This window comes from Methylorubrum suomiense (assembly GCF_022179765.1).
In the GTDB taxonomy this organism is placed as follows: Bacteria; Pseudomonadota; Alphaproteobacteria; order Rhizobiales; family Beijerinckiaceae; genus Methylobacterium; species Methylobacterium suomiense.
Genome location: NZ_BPRE01000004.1, coordinates 23709 through 41537, shown reverse-complemented (window position 1 = coordinate 41537; position 17829 = coordinate 23709). Strand labels below are relative to the sequence as shown.

The window sequence follows — 17829 nt, the reverse complement described above, 5'->3', positions numbered from 1 at the left end:
CTTGTACAGCCGCCGCTTGATCCCGATGGGTCGACCCCGCAGGCGCCACGCTCTTCATCGACCGAGCATGCATTGCTCATTCACCCGACGGATCGACCCGCTCCGGTCCTCACCCGGAGGAAGCGAGCGTGCCGCTCCTCAAGGTCGGCGAGGTCGCTCGGGTCGGCCACGTCGCGCCGCGCGGCGGCCAGGACGAGGTCGGCATGGCGCCCGAGCTCGGTCAGGCGCGAGGTCAGCCGCTCGACCTCTGCGGCGCGTGTCAGGACGTCCAGCATCCGCGCGAGCACGTGGACCGAGCCGGCGGCGTTCTGGCGGATCATGTGGAACATCGCGTCGCACAGGCCGTCGTAGTCCGTCACCGGATGGACGAGCACGATGCGACCCTCGCGCGCTACGGCCCCAGTCGGCAGGTGGCGCGGCGCGATCCGGCACAGGGCGTCGCCCAGGTGGTCCAGCACGCTGCCCGCCGTCATCGGGTCGTTGATGCCGGGCGAGAGCGCCCGTACCGCGATCTCGACGAGCTGCCGCACCGAGTATTCGAGATCCTGCAACGCCGCGGGGCGGCGTCCGAAAGTGAGCGCGCGGCCGACGGCCTCGGCGGCGTCCTCGACGCCCGCGGAAAGGAAGGCGACCGGGAATCCCCGTGGCACGAAATCGCCCGGACGAACCCTCAGGGCAAGCACGACGCGCCGCTCGTGCGCCCAGTCGGCGAGGCCATCCGTGTCGACCGCCTGCAGGTAGCCGCCGTCCGCCGGCGCGACCGGGCCGCCGCGCGGGGCTTCCGTCGGTGGCTGGACATCGGCCTCGTCGCGGGTCCGCGCCTCGACGGCCGCGCAGAGGTCGCGGTGGACGGTGTCGACCACGGTCTCGACGTTGATGCTGGTGGCGACGTGGTGGACGAACCACACCAGCGTCCCGAGAGAGACCAGCGCCAGCAGCACGGCACCCGAGACGGCGAGGTGCGGAACGAAGGTCTCCTCCTCGACGGTGCGCACCGTGCGCAGCACCATCAGCGCGTAGGCGAATGTGCCGAGGAAGATGCCGAGCACCAGTTGGTTGCGGGCGTCGCGCACGAAGTTGCGCAGGAGCCGCGGCCCCATCTGATTCGAGGCCAGCGTCAGCGCCGCGATGGTGATCGAGAAGGTGGTGCCCGCCACCCCGATGGTGGAGGAAGCGACGGCGCTGAGCAGCGCCCTTGCCCCCTCGGCGCCTCCGGCCCAGCCCCAGTTCGCGTCCGGGGAGGACGGGTCGTAGCCGGCGATGTGCGCGGTCTCCAGCCACACGGCCGCCTGCGCCAAGCCGATGCAGGCCAGCACGACGAGCGCCGGACGCAGCCAGAACTGGTCGCCCAGGAACTCGATCCAGGCCCGTACCCTCGCCCTCACCGGCGCCCCTCCCATTCCGCCGCCCGAGCCCGGGCGGGTGGCACTTTCCCGTTCATCGACATCGGCTCAATCCTCCGTTTCCTCCCGGGCGAGCCCGAACCGCTTGAGCGCGGTGATCAGCACCAGGATGGCCAGCCCGAAGCCCATCGCCACCGCGAGCAACGTGAACTGCGCCGCGCCGGCCACGATGCCGGCCGAGGCCGCGAGCCAGACGCTGGCGGCCGTCGTGAGGTTGCGGACGGTTCGCTCCGCGTCGCCCCGGGCGACGAAGATCATACCGGCCGCGATGAAGCCGATGGCCTGCGCAAGCCCTTGAATGACGCGCAGGGGATCGGCGTCGCCGCCGCGGGCCTGCACCTCGGCGTAGAGGCTCAGGGCCGAGGTGGTGATGACCGCGGAACTCAAGGCGACAAGGGCGTGCGTACGGATGCCGGCGTCCTTGCCCTTGCGCTCCCGCTCGAAGCCGAGCGCCAGCCCGCAGACCGTGGCCGAACCGAGTCGGAGGAGGATGTCCGTCAACGAGATGGCGGTGGCGTCGAGAAGCATGAACGGGTCCGGTCCCCCCGGGAGGTTTGGCGAGTGTCGAGGGTTCAACACGCGCCGGCCGCCCCCTTTCCCGGATTGGCCCGCTCGGTCAGGCCGGGCTTGGCCGCGCGCGTTGCTCCCTCGGGGTGGCGACCAGGAGGACGAGCGCCCCGGAGATCATGCAGGCGACCGAGCCGGCGAGCACGCCGATCTTGACCTCCGCCTCCAGGGCCGGCGCGTCCGCGAAGGCGAGGAGGCCGATGAACAGGCTCATGGTGAAGCCGACGCCGCAGAGAAGCGAGACGCCGTAGACCTGCGCCCAGGTCGCGTGGGCCGGACGCTGCGCCACCCCGAGGCGCACCGCGGCGAGAACGAGGCCGAACACGCCGAGCTGCTTGCCGACGAACAGGCCGAGCGCCACGCCGAGCGTGACCGGGTCGAGCAGCATGTGCGGGGCGAACCCGGCCAGCGACACGCCCGCGTTGGCGAAGCCGAAGACCGGCAGGATCAGGTAGGCCGACCACGGCTGCACCGCGTGTTCGAGGCGGTGCAGCGGCGAGGTCGGGTCGTCCGGCTTGCCCACGCTCAGCCGCAACGGCACCGTCATCGCCAGGAGAACCCCGGCAACGGTGGCGTGCACCCCGGACCTGAGCACGAGGACCCACAGGACCACGCCGAGCAGGAGGTAGGGCCAGAGGCGGGCCACGCCGGCCTTGTTCATCCCGTACAGCACGGCGAGGACCAGAGCGGCCCCGCCCAGCATCGGCAGCGACAGGTCGGCGGTGAAGAACACCGCGATGATGAGCACCGCGCCGAGGTCGTCGATGATGGCGAGCGCCGTCAGGAACACCTTCAGCGATACCGGCACCCGCGATCCCAGCAGCGCCAGGACGCCGAGGGCGAAGGCGATGTCTGTGGCGGCCGGGATCGCCCAGCCCCGCAGCGTCTCGGGCGAAGACCAGTTCACGGCGGCGTATACGAGGGCCGGGGCGGCCATTCCCCCCGCCGCGGCCAGCCCCGGCAGCACACGGTCGGGCCAGGTCCGCAGGCGCCCGTCCAGCATCTCGCGCTTGATCTCCAGCCCGACGAGCAGGAAGAACACGGCCATCAGGGCATCGTTGATCCAATGAAGGACCGAGAGCGGGCCGAGATAGGCCTTGAGCGCGGCGAAGTAGGTGTCCGCCAGGGCGGAGTTCGCCACCACGAGCGCGAGCGCCGCGCTGGCCATCAGGACGAGGCCGCCGCCGGCCTCGCTGACGAGCGTGTCGCGCAGGGCCGACAGGGGACGGCGGCGAGGCCGCGCAACGGCATGGGGGGAGGACGACACGGGCACGGGTCTCCGGCGCTGGCGGCCCGACCAGCGCTCGTCCTGCCGGTCCGACCGACGGACCGCGCACCCTCGTGCGGGCTATCGCATCGGCGTGCGGCAGGCACAACCCGGCCCCGGTGACGACACAAGGCGGGTGCGACGGGCGGCACCCCGTTCAGGTGGCTGGAACCGTGTCCGGTGTACGGGTTTCGGCCTCCGAGCCCCGCGAGTGAGCATTTCCAGGCGCATGCCACACCTGACAGAGAGGCTTCGAGCCCTGTACGAAGGCGACACCGACCGCGCCCACGGCTTCCGCTACGGCCTGCTCGCCTTCGACCTCGCCACGCTGCTGTTCATCATCGTCTCCTCATTCATGCCGCGCGAACCGCTCGTCGAGGGCGTCGATGTGCTGATCGGGGCGGCGGTGACCGCGGACTTCCTGTCGCGGCTGGCCATCTGCCCGCGGCCGGGCCGCGAGTTCCTGCGTCCGACCACCTGGGCCGACCTCGCGGCCATCGCCTCGTTCCTCGCGCCCACCGTCGGCGAGGGGGCGGGCTTCCTGCGCATCCTGCGCACCCTGCGGCTGCTACGCACCTACCAGCTGCTCGACCGCCTGCGCGCCGACTTCCCGTTCTTCCGGCGCAACGAGGAGGTGATCATCGCGGCGGTGAACCTTGCGGTGTTCGTGTTCGTGATGACCGGCATCGTCTTCGCCACGCAGCACGGGCGCAATCCGGCCATCGGCAACTACGTCGACGCGCTCTACTTCACGGTCACCTCGCTGACGACGACGGGCTACGGCGACGTCACCCTGCACGGGACCGGCGGTCGCCTCGTCTCGGTGGTGGTGATGATCTGCGGGGTGACGCTGTTCCTGCGCCTCGCCCAGGTGCTGTTCCGGCCCTACAAGGTACGCTTCCCCTGCCCGACCTGCGGCCTGCAGCGGCACGAGACGGACGCCGTGCACTGCAAGGCCTGCGGCACCGGCCTGAACATCCCTGACGAGGGCGCCTACTAAGGCGGGCGCTCAAGCGCGTTCCTACCCGTCGGCCTCTCTTCGCTGCCATGTGACCTGTCAGCGGCCGAGCGGGGGATTCCGGCCGGCGGGCAAGCCCTCGCACAGACGAGAGCGGTTTCCGTAGGTCTCCTCGGTCTGGTCGTGGAACAGCACTTGGCCGGTCGGGTACGGCAGGTCGATGCCGGCGGCGTTCGGCGCTTCCTCGGCGATGGCATGGTCGAGGGCATCGACCGCGTCGCGCCGCCGGGGCGGATCGATTTACAGCCGGGCGGTCATGTCGACGCTGGCCGCTCCCAGCCCCCAGACCTGGGCCTCGGGCGGCGGGTCGGCCAGCACGCCCTCGGTTAGTCAGCGGGACGGCGAGGTGTCGCCTCTCGTGCGCGGTGATGATCGTGATCTTGTCCGCGAACAGCGTCGCGTTCGGGGCAGCACACGCTGGTTGTCGTAGGTGCGAAGTACTGTGGCCCGCACCCAGGCGTCCTCGACAGTGTACTCGTGGCTGCCCGCCCGGATCTGGTCGCCGATGACGAAGGGCTGCGTCAGCAGGTTCAGGATGTCGGCGAGCAGGTTATGCAGCGCGTCGTTCACTTTCCATCCCGCCAGGAACCAAGCCGTTCGGGGAATACTTGCAACTCGGCATACCCGTCGCACGGGCGCATCGAACAAAGCGAGATATCTTGGTGACCGCCGGTCGTCTTCTCTCTTACCGTTGTATCGCAGCCATCCTATTTGCCGGCGCCGTCGCTATGCTCTCGGGGGTCGTGGCGCTGCCGGCCGCCGCGCAGTCAGCCGGCAGCGCCATCGACCAGCCGACGGCCGGAACGCTCCCGCCCGGGACATCGACGGTGAAGGACGATGGTGCCGCACCGCGCGACCAGCCCTCCGGCCAGGTCGCGCCGCCGAACGTCATCCAGTCCTCGACGGACGTGATGCAGTCGGAGGGGACGGTCCAGGGCAAGGGCGAGGGAGGCGGGACGCACCCGGTCAAGCACCTGCCCAAAGACATGCGCTGACGGCCGATTCTCGCACTCGTGCGGGCCGGCCTCCCGAATTGCCCTACGCGGTGGCGCTGCCCGCGGTCGATAATCCAAGAGGTCACCGTCGATGTTCTTCGACACTTGGCACGGCCTAATCCGGGTCCTGGTCGTCGGGCCGCTGGCCTATCTGGCCCTCATCCTGTTCCTCAGGATCTCCGGCAAGCGCACCCTGACCAAGCTCAACGCCTTCGACCTCGTCGTGACCGTGGCGCTCGGCTCGACGTTGTCCTCCATCGTGCTGACCAAGTCGGTGGCGCTCCTGGAAGGCGTGCTCGCCCTGGCGACGTTGATCGGGCTTCAGTTCCTGATCACGTGGTCAAGCGTGCGCTCGCCCAGGGTCAAGGCGCTGATCAAGTCGGAGCCGACCTTGCTCGCCCATGACGGACGTTTGGTCGAGGGCGCAATGCGCCGCCAGCGTATGACCCGGGACGACGTCCTCGCGGCGTTGCGCTCCGAGGGTCTCGACGACCTTTCGCAGGCCGCCGCGGTGGTGCTTGAGACCGATGGGTCGATCAGCGTGCTGAAGGCCCTGTCCGGGCGCGGGGACGGGCTGAACGGCGTCGCGCGGCCGGAGACGGACCGGTCCCGCTCGTGACGGCGCTCGCGCACGTCACGGTGACCGTGCTACTCGGGACCCTCGCGACCGCGAGCCTCGTCTCGCTTGTCTTGGCCGAGAGGCAGGTGGTGCGGCTGCTTCCACGAAGGCGGTTTCGCGGTGGTCTCGGTAGAATGTCTCGGCGCCTTTGGCTCGGACCACTTCCCTTATCTCCTGCGTCTCCGCGGCCGGTCCGGCGCAGGCCCGGCGGCGGAGGCGCCGCGGGAGGCCAGGAACGTCGGCGCGACCGAACGACTGCAGGCACATTGAGCCTGCTTTCTGCGAAGCCCCAAGCACCCGCCTGCGGCCTAAGGGGGGAACGCTCGTGATCTCCATTTTCGACCTCGCCGCTCTGCTGCTGACCCTGTCGGCCCTGTTCGGCTGGCTGAATCACCGCTACCTGCGGCTGCCGCACACCATCGGCCTTTTGGTGATGGGGCTGCTCGCCTCGCTCGCCCTCGTCGGCCTCGACTTGGCCTTCCCATCTCAGCACCTCTACGAGGATCTGACGCAGGTCCTTCGCCAAGTCGACTTCACCGACGTGGTGATGAACGGCATGCTGGCCTTCCTACTGTTCGCCGGCGCCATGAGCCTGGACCTACGCGCCCTGCGCAACCGGGCCTGGGCGGTGGCGACGCTCGCCCTCGTCGGCACGCTGATCTCCACCGCCATCGTCGGAGGCGCCTTCTGGTTCGCGGCCGACGCCCTCGGCCAGCCCGTCCCCCTCGCTTGGGCCCTCGTGTTCGGCGCGCTGATCAGCCCGACCGACCCGGTCGCGGTACTGGCCACCCTTAAGAACGTGAGGGTGCCGGAGGCGCTTGAGGTCGAGATGCAGGGCGAGGCCCTGTTCAACGACGGCATCGGCATCGTGCTGTTCACGGTCCTCGTCGCGTTCGCCGCCGGCTCGGCCGGGGAGGCGACCAGCGCCGGCGGCGTCGCCCGCCTGCTCCTGCAAGAGGCCGGCGGCGGGCTCGTCCTCGGCGTGGTCACTGGCTACGTCGCCTACCGGGCCATGCGGGCCATCGACGACTTCCCCGTGGAAGTGCTGATCACCCTTGCGCTCGTCGCCGGCACCTACGCGCTCGCGCAGAAGCTCCACTTCAGCGGCCCGCTCGCGGTGGTCGCGGCGGGGCTGCTCGTCGGCGACCGGGCGCCGCGCGACGCGATGAGTGACGAGACGCAAGGATACGTGTCCTCGCTCTGGACCCTGATCGACGAGGTGCTGAATTCTGTGCTGTTCCTGCTTATCGGCTTGGAGGTCTTGGTCCTGCGCTTCCAGGCCGGCGGGCTCATCCTCGCCGCGTGCGCCGTCCCCATCGTGCTGGCCGCGCGGCTCGCGGCAGTCTCGGCGCCGCTCCTCGCCTTCCGGTGGGGCGGCAACCTCTCGGCGCGCAACGTGCCGTTCCTGACCTGGGCCGGCGTGCGCGGAGGCATCTCCGTTGCGCTGGCCCTTTCCGTGCCGGAGGGCGAGCACAAGCCAGCGCTGCTCGCCGCGACCTATGCCGTCGTGCTGTTCTCCATCATCGTCCAGGGCTCGACCCTCGGCCTCGTCGCCCGCCGCATGGTCGATGGGGCCGGTGGCAGCCGCAGTTCACCGGCGCCGTGATGACCGTCATGCGTATTGCCCTCGCATCAGCATCCGCTCTGGCGTCAGAAGCGGACCTTTGATCGTTTAAGGCTTAAGGTCTCCTACTGGCGCGATCCTGACGCTTGGCATCCGGTCCCATCGAGGTGGCCGGGGGGAGCGGCCGGTGCCGGCTCCGGGTCACCGACACCGGGTTCCGTGCCGCCTCCGAGCACTTCTGCCGGGGCGCCGCCGCCACGTCCCAGGACGTGATCCCCGGCTTCTAGGCCAACCGCCGCCATTTAGGGATCCGCAAACTGTGCAAACTCTTCATCGGATCAATGGGTTAGCCCCACCCAGAATACCTAAGTCATGTTGAATATCATTTCCGCGCAGGACCGCCGCGACGCCGAGAGAGACCGCCGGATCGCGCGGGCTCGGGCAGAGGCGCGCCCGACCGCGCAGGCCCTCGTCGGGCAGGCCGGCCGCACCGGCAATCGGGGGCCGCCCATGCTCGCCGCGGTCGCGGAGGTGCGCGCGATCGGGGAGCTGCTCTACGGGACCTGCTGGACGACCGAGCTCGCCCGTGACGTGGGCGAGGATCCCCGGCAGGTCCGGCGCTGGCTCTGCGGAGAGGCGGCCGTGCCCGAGCGGGCGCTCTCGTGGTCGCGCACGCTGGCTCGCCGCCGGGACCGCCAGATCGACGCCCTCGTGGGCACGGGCGAGGACTAGCGGTGGCAGGGGCGGAAGAGCGCGCCGTCGTGCTCCAGGCTGCCGTCGGGGCGCACGACGAGGTCCGCGTCGTAGGGGACCTCCGCCCCGCCCATGCCGTAGCACCGGGCGGCGCGGACGCGGCCGCGGGCGATCGTGGCGATCGGGCAATCCATGAGGTCGATGCCAACGCCCCGCCCCGGGCCGATCGAGATGCCGGGGAGGTCCTGCCCGGCGGCGCAGTAGCGGCCCGGGGCAGGCTGGGGCTCCGCGGCGGCGGCCGGCGCGGTGGCAAGCAGGGCGAGGAACAGGGCGCGCATCTTCAGAGCTCCAGGACGAGGGCGGGGTCGAAGTCGGGGTTTTCCAGCTCGACGACCCACTCGCCGGAGCGGCGCCGGTGCGAGGTGTCGTGCCCGCGGGCGTTGGCGAGCACCCTCGTGCACCCGACCCGGTAATCGACCGTCCGGTGCACGTGCCCGTGGATCCAGAGATCCGGGGCGTGCTCGCCCTCCAGGATCGCGGTCAGGTCGCTGGCGTACGCCGCGTCGATCACCTCGCGGACCTCGCCGTGGAGCAGGCTGCGCGGGTGGGGCGCATGATGGGTCACGACGATCCTCGGCCCGGCCCAGGGCTCGGCGAGGCGGCGCTCAATCCGCGCGCGGTGCTCGGCGTGAAGCGCGGCCGCCGCCGGGGGCCGGAAGGGGGCCGGGGTTCCCAGCCTGTCCCGTGTCTGGATGAGGCGGTGATCCCTCATCCCGGTCTGCCGGTCGCCGGCCACCCGCATCGCCAGAGCCTGATGCCCCGCGCCCGCGATGGCGTAGTCCGTCCAGAGCGTGGCCCCGATGATCTCGATCTCGCCGACGCGCCGGGACTGCCCGCTGTCGAGAAGGGTGACCCCGGCCGCCGCCGCGGCGTCCCGGGCGCGGGCGAGCTCGTCGGGCAGGCGGACCCGCCAGAAGTCGTGGTTGCCCGGCGCATAGATGACGTGCCGCGCGCGGGGGACGACGTGCTCGGCGAGCCAAGGGAGCGCTCGTCGGGTGAGGCCGTCGGCGATGTCGCCGGCGACGATGGCGACATCGACGCGCGGGCCGGGGGGCGGCACCCATGGGGTCGCGTCGATGTGCAGGTCGCTCAGAATCCAGACGGTCGTCACCCCTCTCCCCCCTCACACCAGGCCGACCCATCCGCCTCGAACCACGCCGCGGCCGCCCTCGTTACGACCGCCCCCTCGACCCGGAAGCCCGGCTCCTCGATCCGGTACAGCAACCGCCGCGCGCCCTCCGGTCGGGGCAGGTCCGCCACCGTGCCGGCTGCCCATGCGTGGACGTCCCGGGCGCCCGTCCGCAGGCACCGGAGGCGGGCCGCCTCGGACGCCCGGAGGATGACGCCGACGAGGGCGATCGCCTCGCGGTGGCCGACCACGCGTCCGCATTCCCGGACAGACCAGAGGCCACGGGGGCGGTGTCTGTAGACCTCAGCCACCGCCGACGACCCGCCGGCCATTCGCGTGCTCGGGGCAGAGACAGCGGAGCCAGCCGCCCTGCCGGACGCGGCCGGGGCGGCCGCATTCCTCGCAGATGTACGCGCTCAGGTGCTCGACGCTGTCGACTAGGCTTTGCGTGTATTCGCAGTTCTCGTTGGCGTCGTAGTACCAGCGAATACTCCCAAACTTCTCCTTCATCTGCGTCGAGTGGAAGCCGTCGGGGACGCCGGTCTCCCGCATGAGCTCGGCCGCTCCTTCCCAGAGCCACCGCCACCCGGGGCCGCACTCGAACCCGCCCTGCCCGAAGACGGGCCGGTGCTTGCGGGCCAGGCGCTCGCGCCAGTCGAGGGGACTGCGGGGCGCGCCGTCTCGCCACCGGCATGCGAGGGTCCGCGCGAGCAGGGTCAGCATGAACGGCCCCGGGACCGGCCCGACGAACGTCGAGTTCGCGTCGTCCCGGCGCTCGCGCTCGACGGCGAGGAGGGGCGCGCTCCACCGCACGAGCGGCCCGTGACGGGACGGCTCGACCGCGGTCACCGCGATGCTGTCCGCGCCCCAGTACGTGCGCAGCGCCGCGCCCGCGATGCCGTAGAATTCCTCTGCGATCATGGCTTGCTCCTAGGGTCAGGGGGGAGGTCCGCGGATCCGTTTCATTCCCGCGGCTCCCGACGGTCGTCCGGATTTGCGGGCAGCGCCTCTGCCAGCCGGAGCACCGCTTGGCAGAGCAGGCGGACGTCGGACGGGGCGTAGAGGCCGAGGGCGTACGCGCGCTCCGAGGCGCAGGACGGCCAGGGAGCAGGCGGCGAGCTCGGGTCGGACGAGGCCCTGCTCGTCGCGGCCGCGCACGGTCGAGACGGCCATTTCGAGGACGGGGTGTAAAGCGCGCTTAGGGCGATGATCGGTCATGACGGTCTCCGGGCGTGAAGAGGTGGCGAAGGGTGGGTAGGGGCTAGTGCCGGGGGCCGGCCTCGCGCGCGTCGAGCGCGATCTCGACGAGGCGGCGCAGGGCGCGCAGCGAGCCGCCGCGAGGCCAGTGGCGAGCGAGGGCAGCCCATTCGGTCTCGTCGAACGTGGGCGCCCATCGCTCGTCGAGCCCGCGGTCGCGGCGCACCTCGGCGAGGATCGAGAGGGCGAGCGGGCGCAGGTGCTCCGGACCCGGGGCGTCGACATGGAACACGAGGCAGCGGTCCAGCAGGGCCGCGTTCACGCCATGGACCGAGTTCGCGGTCATGATCCAGTTGACGTGGGAGCCGTCGACGTCGGCCTGCAGGTAGGGGTCCCGGTACCGCGCGGAGCTCTCGACGCCGGTGAGCTGGATCAGGACGTCGATCGGGTTTCCGTTTTGCCGGGACGTACCCGCCTTGTCGATCTCGTCCGGGATGATCAGCGGGTTCGCGATGCCGGCGCGCAGCATCTCGCGGAACGGCGCGCAGAACATGGCCGTCGACCAACCGCGCGAAACCCCGCCGAGGACGAGCGAGTCGTTCGCGCCGCCCATCGAGTAGACGCTCGGGGACAGGCGGAGGACCTCGCCGAGCCGGCGCGCGGCCCGGGTCTTGCCGCAGCCGGGCGGGCCGACGAGCACGATGGGCGGCAGGCGGGTGGACCGCTGCCCCGCGAGCGGGCGCAGGATCCGGTCGATGACCGGCTCGAACTGGGGGAGCTCCGCCATCAGCTCGGAGCGCGCGGCGGGTAGATCGGCCGGGGGCACGGCGAGCGGGATGGGCTTGCCGATGAGCGCCGCCCCCTCCTTCAGGGGGTCACCATCCCTGCGGCCGGGCTGCACATGCGAGACATCCCCAACGACGATGATCGTCGGCACCGCCAGGGAGGCCTTCGCGTCGGTCAGGATCTCCCGGACGCTGCGCGCAGGCAGCGGGACCGGGGGCGCGACCTGCCCGGCGCCGCCCTTCAGGATTTCGTCCTCATCCTCCACCATGCGGATCGCCGTGCCGAACACGGTGAAGGCCTGCACCCACGCGGCGGCTTCAATGTCGTAGGTCTCCAGGCGCGGGTAGCTCGGGCCAGGGATGTACGGGGCGTCCCGGTACGGCGCCTGGGCGTCCTCGGCGCGGAGGAGCGCGTGCCGCACGACGAGGAACGCCCGGTCGAGCATGCCGGCCCGGATCTGGGCCGCCGCCATCGAGAAGAGCTCGGCGGCCAGACGCGCCGAGGCAACCTCGCAGCCGAGCTCCGCCTGATGGAACACGAGCACGCCGGCGACGTCGCGCACGAGGGCGAGGGTCGGGGCCGGCAGGCTTGCGCGGAGGGCCTCTCCCGTGAGGCGGCGCTCCAGCTCGGCGACCCTCGCGATGGTGGTGTCCTCGTAAGCGGCGGTCACCGCGGCGCTCGTGCGGTCGCGCAGTCCCGCCGCGCCGAGGAGCGGCTTGAGGCGGGTGCGCAGGTCGTCGATCGCGGAGTGCCCTGCCATGCCGCCCCCGTAGAGGAGCTGGACGCGGGTCCGGGTGTCCCGGCAGTCGCGGGGGCCGGCGTAGGCGCGAGGATCCAGGATGACGGCGCGCACGGCGGCGGCCGACGAAGCGGGGTGCTTGGTCACGGGGAGGTCTCGCAGGTACGGGATTAGGATGCGCGAAGGGGCGCGCCGAGCGGGGCTCAGGCGGCTAAGGCGTTCCGTTTCCGTATCAAGCGAGCTGCGAACACGAGGGCGATCCCTGCGGTGAGGCGGTTACCCTGGCAGGCGGGGACTCCCGAGGCAACGGGCGATCGGGGGTCGTGGTGAAGATATCCCTGGACGTTAGGGGCCGGCCTCGTCCCATCGCGAATCGTTCGCCGATGCTACACTTGGTCTGAGGGGTAACGGAGGGGCGCAGGATGGCGAGCGCGAGCGAAGAGCACCGGGCGGCGTGGGATTTCTATCGGCTCTCAAAACCGGCGCAGACGGTGTTCCGGGGCCGGGTCGTCGGCGCCAGGTGCGGAGAGCCCGACGTCGTCGCTGCCTTTGCGGCAGTCGGGGTGACGAACTCGATGAGGCCGCCCGTCATGGTCTACGACGACGTAGCGGCCGCGCTCGTCGCACTGCCGGGGGACGGCCGCCTGGCGATCGAGGTCGCCCTGTTCGGGCAGGCTCTCACCCCGCAGGGACCGGCCGCCCTCGTCCGGGAGACCCTCGCCCGCGGGCGCGCCATCGGCCACGACGACCGCCAGCTCGCCGGGGCGATCACGGTCGTCCTGGAGAGCCATGGGCACCTCGCGAGCGAGGCGGCCTTGTGACACCATCGGCCTTGCGCCTGCGTGCCGATGGCGCGACATCACGCTCCATCCGGCCTGGACGCGGCATCACGACGGCGTCGAAGACCTTGGGTGCGGATCTTCGGTGCATGGGGCAGGCAACTATGGTGTTGAGCCCGCCATCGCCCCTAAGGCGCTCAACGCGGATCAATGGGTCGGCTATCAGGTGATGATAGCCGGAGCCAGTGTTTTGCTCCCACGCATCAAAGTTCCGCACTGAAGCAACCTAGACTGATGAGGGGCCGCCATATCGGTTTGCGCTACCCGATACCTCATGCACGAGCGGCTACTCGTCTCTCGCTTGGCTGGCCCCTGATGGTGTCAGGGCGGCTTCCGGGACGTCCGACGGGGTATGCCGCTTCCCTTGAACCCGGAAAAGGACGACTGCGGTTTCCACCGAGCTGTCCGCAACGGTTCGATGATGGACGCCAATCTGGTCGCGTATGTCGGGCTGGGCTCCGGCTCGGTCATGCAGATCGAGGACCATCAGCATGGAAAGCGCGATGTTCGTGCCCTGATACGAGATGGCTTGCGGGCCGTATCGGTCGACCAAGTCGCTGAGCGTCAGCTTCGGGAAGGAGCGCTTCAGTTCGGACGTCGTCTTCATCCATCTGTAGGTGAACAGGACATCAACGCGCCCCCCGCCGAGGTCCCGGGCCTCTGGTCGGCAGATCTCCGCGAGCCGCGAACCCATGAGGAAGTTGACGAAGTCATGCTGGAGATCGGCTTCCAGCGGCGGGTTGTCCGCGTCACGATTGAAGAGATAGGCGACGCCGGGGTACGTGGCCTTGCTGAGGTTGTATCGCGAGACGACGAAGCGTGTGACCTCCAGGAGCAGTACATCGAAGAAGCTCCGGACATCCTCTCGTCCCCCGTAGTCGACATTCCCGGCCAGGGCGGCAAGGGCTGTCCCGAGCACCTCGTCGACGGTCCTGGATACGTTCTCGTCGTACAGGATGACGGCATCGGCCTCGATGCGGGCCGAGACGGTCTCGCGGACCTGCGCCGGGAGGTGCTCAATGATGGCGGCGGTCGGTGAGCTCCCGTCCGCCGCCCCGGAAGGGCGGTGGGTGACGAGGTCTTCCCGGGCTTGGCCCACGAGGTCCCCGAGAGACCTCGCCTCCGGCAGGTAAGCGGACCCGGTGTTCTCCTCTATCCAGTGCTCCAGGATGTCCAGGGAACGAAGCTCGCGCTGCATCGCGCCCACGATCATCGGGCGCACGACCTGCTCTAGCCCGCCGTCGGAGCCGCGCCGGAACATGGTACGGCTCGCGGCATAGACGGACAGAAGCTCCTCCTCCATGACCGCAGCGACCTTGAGCCACGCCGAGCGGGAGATCTTGTCCGTGACCGCCCCGAGGCGGAGCGCGAGCGAAGTCCAGTGGATGCGTTCGAGGTCCTTCGCCGTGAGCCAGGACGACGTCTCGGGCTCGCGGTCATTCACGGTGAGGTAGGCGGTGTACTCGAAGGCCGACCGCGTGACGGTGTCGATCCGGTCCGGGAGATCCTCGCCGGTACGGCCTTCCTGGAAGGCCACCAGCATGTCGAGGCAGTTCCGGTAAAGCCGGGCATCGAGGCGCGTCTCGGTCGCGTCCTCGGCACGCGCAAACCAGCCCCGGGCCCGCCCGAAGGCGTCGAGCGCCGTTTCCGTCGTGGTGGCGCCGAGCCCCGTTCTCAGCGCATCGAGGCCGAGCTCGACCGCGGCTTCGTCCTCCGCGTCCTCGACATCCGCGAGTTCCGTCAGCTTGTGGCGCAGGTCTTCGGCGGGCTCGTGGGCCAGCACGGCCCCGGCAACCCTGGCCGCATGGCGGAGGTAGATGCCGTCGTCCGAAGGGTCGAGATCGAGGAGGTCGGCTTGGAGGCGCCGGAGCAGCGACCGCTCCGACTGGGCCATGATCATCGCCGCCTTCAGCGCCTGGGAGCGGGTGCCATAGTCGGCCGACCTGTCGGCGGCCCGTTCCAAGAAAGCCCGGCCAAGCCCTTGGCGGTGCGTCCGCGAAACCTGCCCGCCGCGCCCAAGCCAGGACGCAATCTCCATCATGGCGAGCACGTCGGCGTTCTCCGCCACTGCGACCAGGGCCTTCGTGGTCGCCTCGGCTCGCGGGTGTTCGGCGAGGATGACGAAGAGGCGCGCGCCCCTGACTTCCGCCGCATGGTCGGCGGCCGCCGCGGCGAGCTCGTCGACCGGGATGTCGCCGAGGTCTTGCGCGTCGCCGTCGTCGAGAAGGCGTCTGATCAGGTCGGACGTCGCCACGGAGCCAGGGTCAGAAAAGGAATCGCTCGCCATGAGCGTGGGTCACGTGATCGCATGGGACAACGTCGAGGAGCGTCGGGTCCGCACGGGCGCCGACGATGATCTGGATGTCCCCCGCGCTCTGGATAGCCTCGTGCACGCGCGACAGCAACGCGGCGAAGTCGGCGGGCGCCATCTCCTGCGCGCCCGGGCTATCCAGGACCAGCAGACCCGGGTGCCGGCCGTACATGCGTTGCCGGGCCACCTCGATCACGGCGAGCGCCGCCGCGATGCGCACGCGCAGGTTCTCTCCCGGGGACAGCCTCCCGAAGCTGGTTGGAGCCTTGCCCTGCACGATCCGCATCGCCCCCCCGGTGCCCCAGTCCATGCTCTCGATGTTCTGGACGCCGAACGAACGGGACAGCGTGGTGATCTCCCTCGACACGTCGGCGAGGATCTCGCGCGCGAGCCCGTCGTAGAGATCCTTGGTCACGTCCTCGGCGGCCTGGAGCACTGCCTCGTCATGAGCGCCGGTGGCGGCGGCCTCTTCCTTCTCCTCCACTTCCTCCTCAGCCGCGATCAGCGAGAGGAGTTGCTCGCGCTGGGCCTCAAGGCCCCGGATCTCCATCTCTAGGTCGGCGGAGCCCTCGGCCCGCAAGGCGGCTTCGGTGACGCGCGACGCCTCGATGGCCTTGGAAAGCTCCGCCTCGGCCCCCCGCTGCGACGCCTGCGCCTCGGTCGCCTGGGCGCTCAGCTCCGCGACATTGGCCTCAACGTCGTCGACATCCCGCTGCAACTCCTCCAGCCGCAACGCGTCCTCGTCCTCGTCCGGTGCCTGGCGCGTGCCGCATAAGGCGCAGGTCGACCCCTCGTCCGCCCGCGAGTGCCGGTTGTGGTCGATGCCGGCATCGCACGAGGGGCAGCAGACGGGGCGCAAGGTCCGGAGCACCACGCCGGCCGCCCGCTCGTCCCTGAGTTGCTGCAAGGCCCTCCGCGTTTCGAGGAGCAGGGTCGTCGCGCCCTGCAACTGGCGGTCCACCCTGACCGCCTCCTGCCGCGTCTCCTCGATCCCCTCGCGCAGGGCCAGCAGCCGACGGTCCTGCTCCAGCATCGTGGCCCGCAGGACGGCACGGTCGGGCCCGGGGCGGACCCGGCCGCGCGCGGACGAAAGGGAGGCGTCGACCGCTTCGAGCCTAGTCCGGAGCCTGTCCCCGAGGCCGCGGGAGGCGGTGGGGCGCTCGGCCTTCGTCGCCCTCAGCCGCTTCAGCGCCGTCGCGGCAGCTGTGTAGGTGCTGACCCACGGCAGGCCCATGAACATCTGCAGCAGCCTCAGCGGGATGGCATCGACCAGCAGCTCGCCGAAAACGGCCTTGCCCGGACCGTCGACGAACAGCGCCGACGCGATGACCGGCCAGCCATGGGTATGGCTGCCGTCCTTCTCGTTGTGGGCGTGGAACCTGGCGAAGCCGAACTCCGCCAGCATGGCGTCCTCGACGGCCCGTTCGAGAGGCTTCCCGACCGTGCCCTCGTACAGGGTGAACCACCCGCCCTCCTGTTCGCGGCTGAAGCTGCCGGCCGCGCCCTTGTCGGGGTCGCCCGCCTCCTTCGTGACGAGGAGCCGGTGGCCGATGCTGTTAGCCTCGAAGACGACCTCCGCCTTGCTCAGCCATCGCCACACGTCCGGCTTCACGCGTTCGTGGATGTCGCCGCGGATGCCCCCCTGGATCACGCCCAGCAGGGTCGACTTGCCCCTAAAGTTCTGGTCCGAAACGATGGCCCAGAGCCCGGGACCGAAGGTGAAAGTCCGGCCGAACGGGCCGTCGGCGACGGTGCCCTCCTTGACACCCTCCAGCGTGACGGAGCGGATGCGGAGGCTCTTCCTACGGGGCAAGGTGGATTGCGGCTCGACGGCGTGCCGGTCGAGCACCTCCTGCACGACCGGCGCCGGCAGGGATGCCTTGCCGGCGATGGCCTCGATCCACTCCGCTGCCGTGGCTTGCGTGCTCATCATCGTCCCCTGAGGCTCCGGAGCCGGGCCAGGACGCGCTCCTTGATGGACGGGATCTCGGTCCCGTGGCGGGCGTCGCGGTACTCGGGATGGAGGTACTGGTCGCCCTTCAGGTCAGAGCCGCTCCGGAAGCCGGCCAGCGTCATCACGAGCTCGACCCGCGACCTGTACCAGCCAAGGCTCGGCTGCTCTCGCTCGATCCGCTCGATGAACGCGAACGCGGCCGGCAGGACGATGAAGTCGTGCCGGCGCTGGCCGGTGGTCTGCTTCAGCGGACGCACCAGGCCATGCGCCGCGAGGATCGAGAGCGGCATCTCGATGTTCTGGAAGGCCCCGCGGCGCCAGCGGACCATCGCGACCGTGCGGAGGTCCGGCTCGTCGGCGTCGAAGATGTCGGACGCAGCATCCAGGGCGGCAGGATCGCCCTCGGTCTCGAACCGGGTCAGGAGTTCGTCGGCCAGATAATCCGGGTAGCGGACGAGGAAGTCGATGGCCATCGCCCGCTTCTCGCCGCGGAAGATGCGACCATCATGTGCGGCCTCCTCGCTCCCGAGTGCCAGGATGTACAGGAGGCGCACCGCGTCGCGATGGTGGAACCCGATCTGCGGCTTGGCCGGTCCGCCCCGCGCAGGACGGGTCGCGTCAGGGCTCGTGGTCGTCTCGGGCTGCCCGTCCATTGTGGTCGCTCAAGGTCGTGGAGGCCAAGTCACGT

19 protein-coding genes are annotated in these 17829 nt (G+C 70.4%); 7 read left to right on the top strand and 12 right to left on the bottom strand.

Features of this window, described 5'->3' with window-relative positions:
* Positions 1-80 precede the first annotated feature (80 nt).
* The 3 genes from MFF26_RS07340 to nhaA all read right to left on the bottom strand — a co-directional run bounded on the left by MFF26_RS07340 (position 81) and on the right by nhaA (position 3237).
* Positions 81-1385, bottom strand: coding sequence for a DUF2254 domain-containing protein (locus MFF26_RS07340; RefSeq protein ID WP_238307822.1), 1305 nt, complete (start codon positions 1383-1385; stop codon positions 81-83).
* Between the two features lie 66 nt (positions 1386-1451).
* Positions 1452-1931 (bottom strand): MgtC/SapB family protein, encoded by a 480-nt coding sequence (locus MFF26_RS07335; protein ID WP_003599709.1) that lies wholly within the window; start codon positions 1929-1931, stop codon positions 1452-1454.
* An 88-nt stretch (positions 1932-2019) separates the two neighbouring features.
* Positions 2020-3237: a Na+/H+ antiporter NhaA gene (nhaA, locus tag MFF26_RS07330; RefSeq protein ID WP_238307821.1), complete on the bottom strand. Its 1218-nt coding sequence runs from the start codon at positions 3235-3237 to the stop codon at positions 2020-2022.
* Positions 3238-3466: 229 nt separating this feature from the next.
* Between nhaA and MFF26_RS07325 the strand changes: the two genes are divergently transcribed.
* Together MFF26_RS07325 and MFF26_RS07320 are read left to right on the top strand one after the other, a co-directional pair.
* Positions 3467-4237, top strand: coding sequence for a potassium channel family protein (locus tag MFF26_RS07325; RefSeq protein WP_238307820.1), 771 nt, complete (start codon positions 3467-3469; stop codon positions 4235-4237).
* Between the two features lie 153 nt (positions 4238-4390).
* Positions 4391-4585, top strand: coding sequence for a hypothetical protein (locus MFF26_RS07320; RefSeq protein ID WP_238307819.1), 195 nt, complete (start codon positions 4391-4393; stop codon positions 4583-4585).
* Here the strand turns inward: MFF26_RS07320 and MFF26_RS07315 are convergent, their stop codons facing one another.
* A complete protein-coding gene (locus MFF26_RS07315; RefSeq protein ID WP_026105871.1) occupies positions 4586-4825 on the bottom strand; it encodes a mechanosensitive ion channel domain-containing protein in 240 nt (79 codons plus the stop codon).
* Positions 4826-4983: 158 nt separating this feature from the next.
* On the opposite strand from MFF26_RS07315, the gene MFF26_RS07310 reads away from it, so the two are divergent.
* The 4 genes from MFF26_RS07310 (at position 4984) to MFF26_RS07295 (ending at position 8165) form a co-directional block, all read left to right on the top strand.
* Positions 4984-5250 (top strand): hypothetical protein, encoded by a 267-nt coding sequence (locus MFF26_RS07310; RefSeq protein ID WP_147025459.1) that lies wholly within the window; start codon positions 4984-4986, stop codon positions 5248-5250.
* Positions 5251-5341: 91 nt separating this feature from the next.
* The gene (locus tag MFF26_RS07305) at positions 5342-5869 is read left to right on the top strand and encodes a DUF421 domain-containing protein (RefSeq protein ID WP_238307818.1); all 528 of its coding nucleotides are present in this window, start codon (positions 5342-5344) and stop codon (positions 5867-5869) included.
* Between the two features lie 325 nt (positions 5870-6194).
* Positions 6195-7475 carry a cation:proton antiporter gene (locus MFF26_RS07300; RefSeq protein WP_238307817.1) on the top strand — a complete coding sequence of 427 codons (1281 nt, stop codon included), beginning with the start codon at positions 6195-6197 and terminating at the stop codon, positions 7473-7475.
* 330 nt (positions 7476-7805) lie between these two features.
* Positions 7806-8165, top strand: a complete 360-nt coding sequence (locus tag MFF26_RS07295; protein WP_012452134.1) for a hypothetical protein — start codon at positions 7806-7808, stop codon at positions 8163-8165.
* Here MFF26_RS07295 and MFF26_RS07290 read toward each other — a convergent pair.
* From MFF26_RS07290 to MFF26_RS07270, 5 genes are all read right to left on the bottom strand, one after another.
* Positions 8162-8464 carry a hypothetical protein gene (locus MFF26_RS07290; RefSeq protein WP_012452135.1) on the bottom strand — a complete coding sequence of 101 codons (303 nt, stop codon included), beginning with the start codon at positions 8462-8464 and terminating at the stop codon, positions 8162-8164. The two genes, MFF26_RS07295 and MFF26_RS07290, sit on opposite strands and share 4 nt — an antisense overlap.
* Before the next feature lie 2 nt (positions 8465-8466).
* Positions 8467-9297: a metallophosphoesterase gene (locus MFF26_RS07285; RefSeq protein ID WP_012452136.1), complete on the bottom strand. Its 831-nt coding sequence runs from the start codon at positions 9295-9297 to the stop codon at positions 8467-8469.
* Positions 9294-9647 carry a L5-gp82 domain-containing phage-derived protein gene (locus MFF26_RS07280; RefSeq protein ID WP_444543614.1) on the bottom strand — a complete coding sequence of 118 codons (354 nt, stop codon included), beginning with the start codon at positions 9645-9647 and terminating at the stop codon, positions 9294-9296. The genes MFF26_RS07285 and MFF26_RS07280 overlap by 4 nt, the downstream gene beginning before the upstream one ends.
* Positions 9619-10236, bottom strand: a complete 618-nt coding sequence (locus tag MFF26_RS07275; protein WP_012452138.1) for a hypothetical protein — start codon at positions 10234-10236, stop codon at positions 9619-9621. Before MFF26_RS07275 ends, MFF26_RS07280 begins: the two co-directional genes overlap by 29 nt.
* Before the next feature lie 340 nt (positions 10237-10576).
* Positions 10577-12184 (bottom strand): AAA family ATPase, encoded by a 1608-nt coding sequence (locus tag MFF26_RS07270; RefSeq protein WP_012452140.1) that lies wholly within the window; start codon positions 12182-12184, stop codon positions 10577-10579.
* A 428-nt stretch (positions 12185-12612) separates the two neighbouring features.
* On the opposite strand from MFF26_RS07270, the gene MFF26_RS07265 reads away from it, so the two are divergent.
* Positions 12613-12858 carry a hypothetical protein gene (locus MFF26_RS07265; RefSeq protein WP_158022265.1) on the top strand — a complete coding sequence of 82 codons (246 nt, stop codon included), beginning with the start codon at positions 12613-12615 and terminating at the stop codon, positions 12856-12858.
* Positions 12859-13162: 304 nt separating this feature from the next.
* Here the strand turns inward: MFF26_RS07265 and MFF26_RS07260 are convergent, their stop codons facing one another.
* The 3 genes from MFF26_RS07260 to MFF26_RS07250 form a co-directional block, all read right to left on the bottom strand.
* Positions 13163-15130 (bottom strand): hypothetical protein, encoded by a 1968-nt coding sequence (locus MFF26_RS07260; protein WP_238307815.1) that lies wholly within the window; start codon positions 15128-15130, stop codon positions 13163-13165.
* A gap of 10 nt (positions 15131-15140) precedes the next feature.
* Positions 15141-17045, bottom strand: coding sequence for a hypothetical protein (locus MFF26_RS07255; RefSeq protein ID WP_238307814.1), 1905 nt, complete (start codon positions 17043-17045; stop codon positions 15141-15143).
* 71 nt (positions 17046-17116) lie between these two features.
* Complete coding sequence (locus MFF26_RS07250; protein WP_012452144.1) at positions 17117-17794, bottom strand: hypothetical protein; 678 nt, start codon at positions 17792-17794, stop codon at positions 17117-17119.
* Positions 17795-17829 lie beyond the last annotated feature (35 nt).

Coding starts and splice junctions, on each gene's coding strand:
- MFF26_RS07325 (WP_238307820.1), top strand. CDS start 3,467: ATGCCACACCTGACAGAGAGGCTTCGAGCCCTGTACGAAGGCGACACC.
- MFF26_RS07280 (WP_444543614.1), bottom strand. CDS start 9,647: ATGGCCGGCGGGTCGTCGGCGGTGGCTGAGGTCTACAGACACCGCCCC.
- MFF26_RS07335 (WP_003599709.1), bottom strand. CDS start 1,931: ATGCTTCTCGACGCCACCGCCATCTCGTTGACGGACATCCTCCTCCGA.
- MFF26_RS07290 (WP_012452135.1), bottom strand. CDS start 8,464: ATGCGCGCCCTGTTCCTCGCCCTGCTTGCCACCGCGCCGGCCGCCGCC.
- MFF26_RS07310 (WP_147025459.1), top strand. CDS start 4,984: ATGCTCTCGGGGGTCGTGGCGCTGCCGGCCGCCGCGCAGTCAGCCGGC.
- MFF26_RS07305 (WP_238307818.1), top strand. CDS start 5,342: ATGTTCTTCGACACTTGGCACGGCCTAATCCGGGTCCTGGTCGTCGGG.
- MFF26_RS07275 (WP_012452138.1), bottom strand. CDS start 10,236: ATGATCGCAGAGGAATTCTACGGCATCGCGGGCGCGGCGCTGCGCACG.
- MFF26_RS07265 (WP_158022265.1), top strand. CDS start 12,613: ATGAGGCCGCCCGTCATGGTCTACGACGACGTAGCGGCCGCGCTCGTC.
- MFF26_RS07250 (WP_012452144.1), bottom strand. CDS start 17,794: ATGGACGGGCAGCCCGAGACGACCACGAGCCCTGACGCGACCCGTCCT.
- MFF26_RS07295 (WP_012452134.1), top strand. CDS start 7,806: ATGTTGAATATCATTTCCGCGCAGGACCGCCGCGACGCCGAGAGAGAC.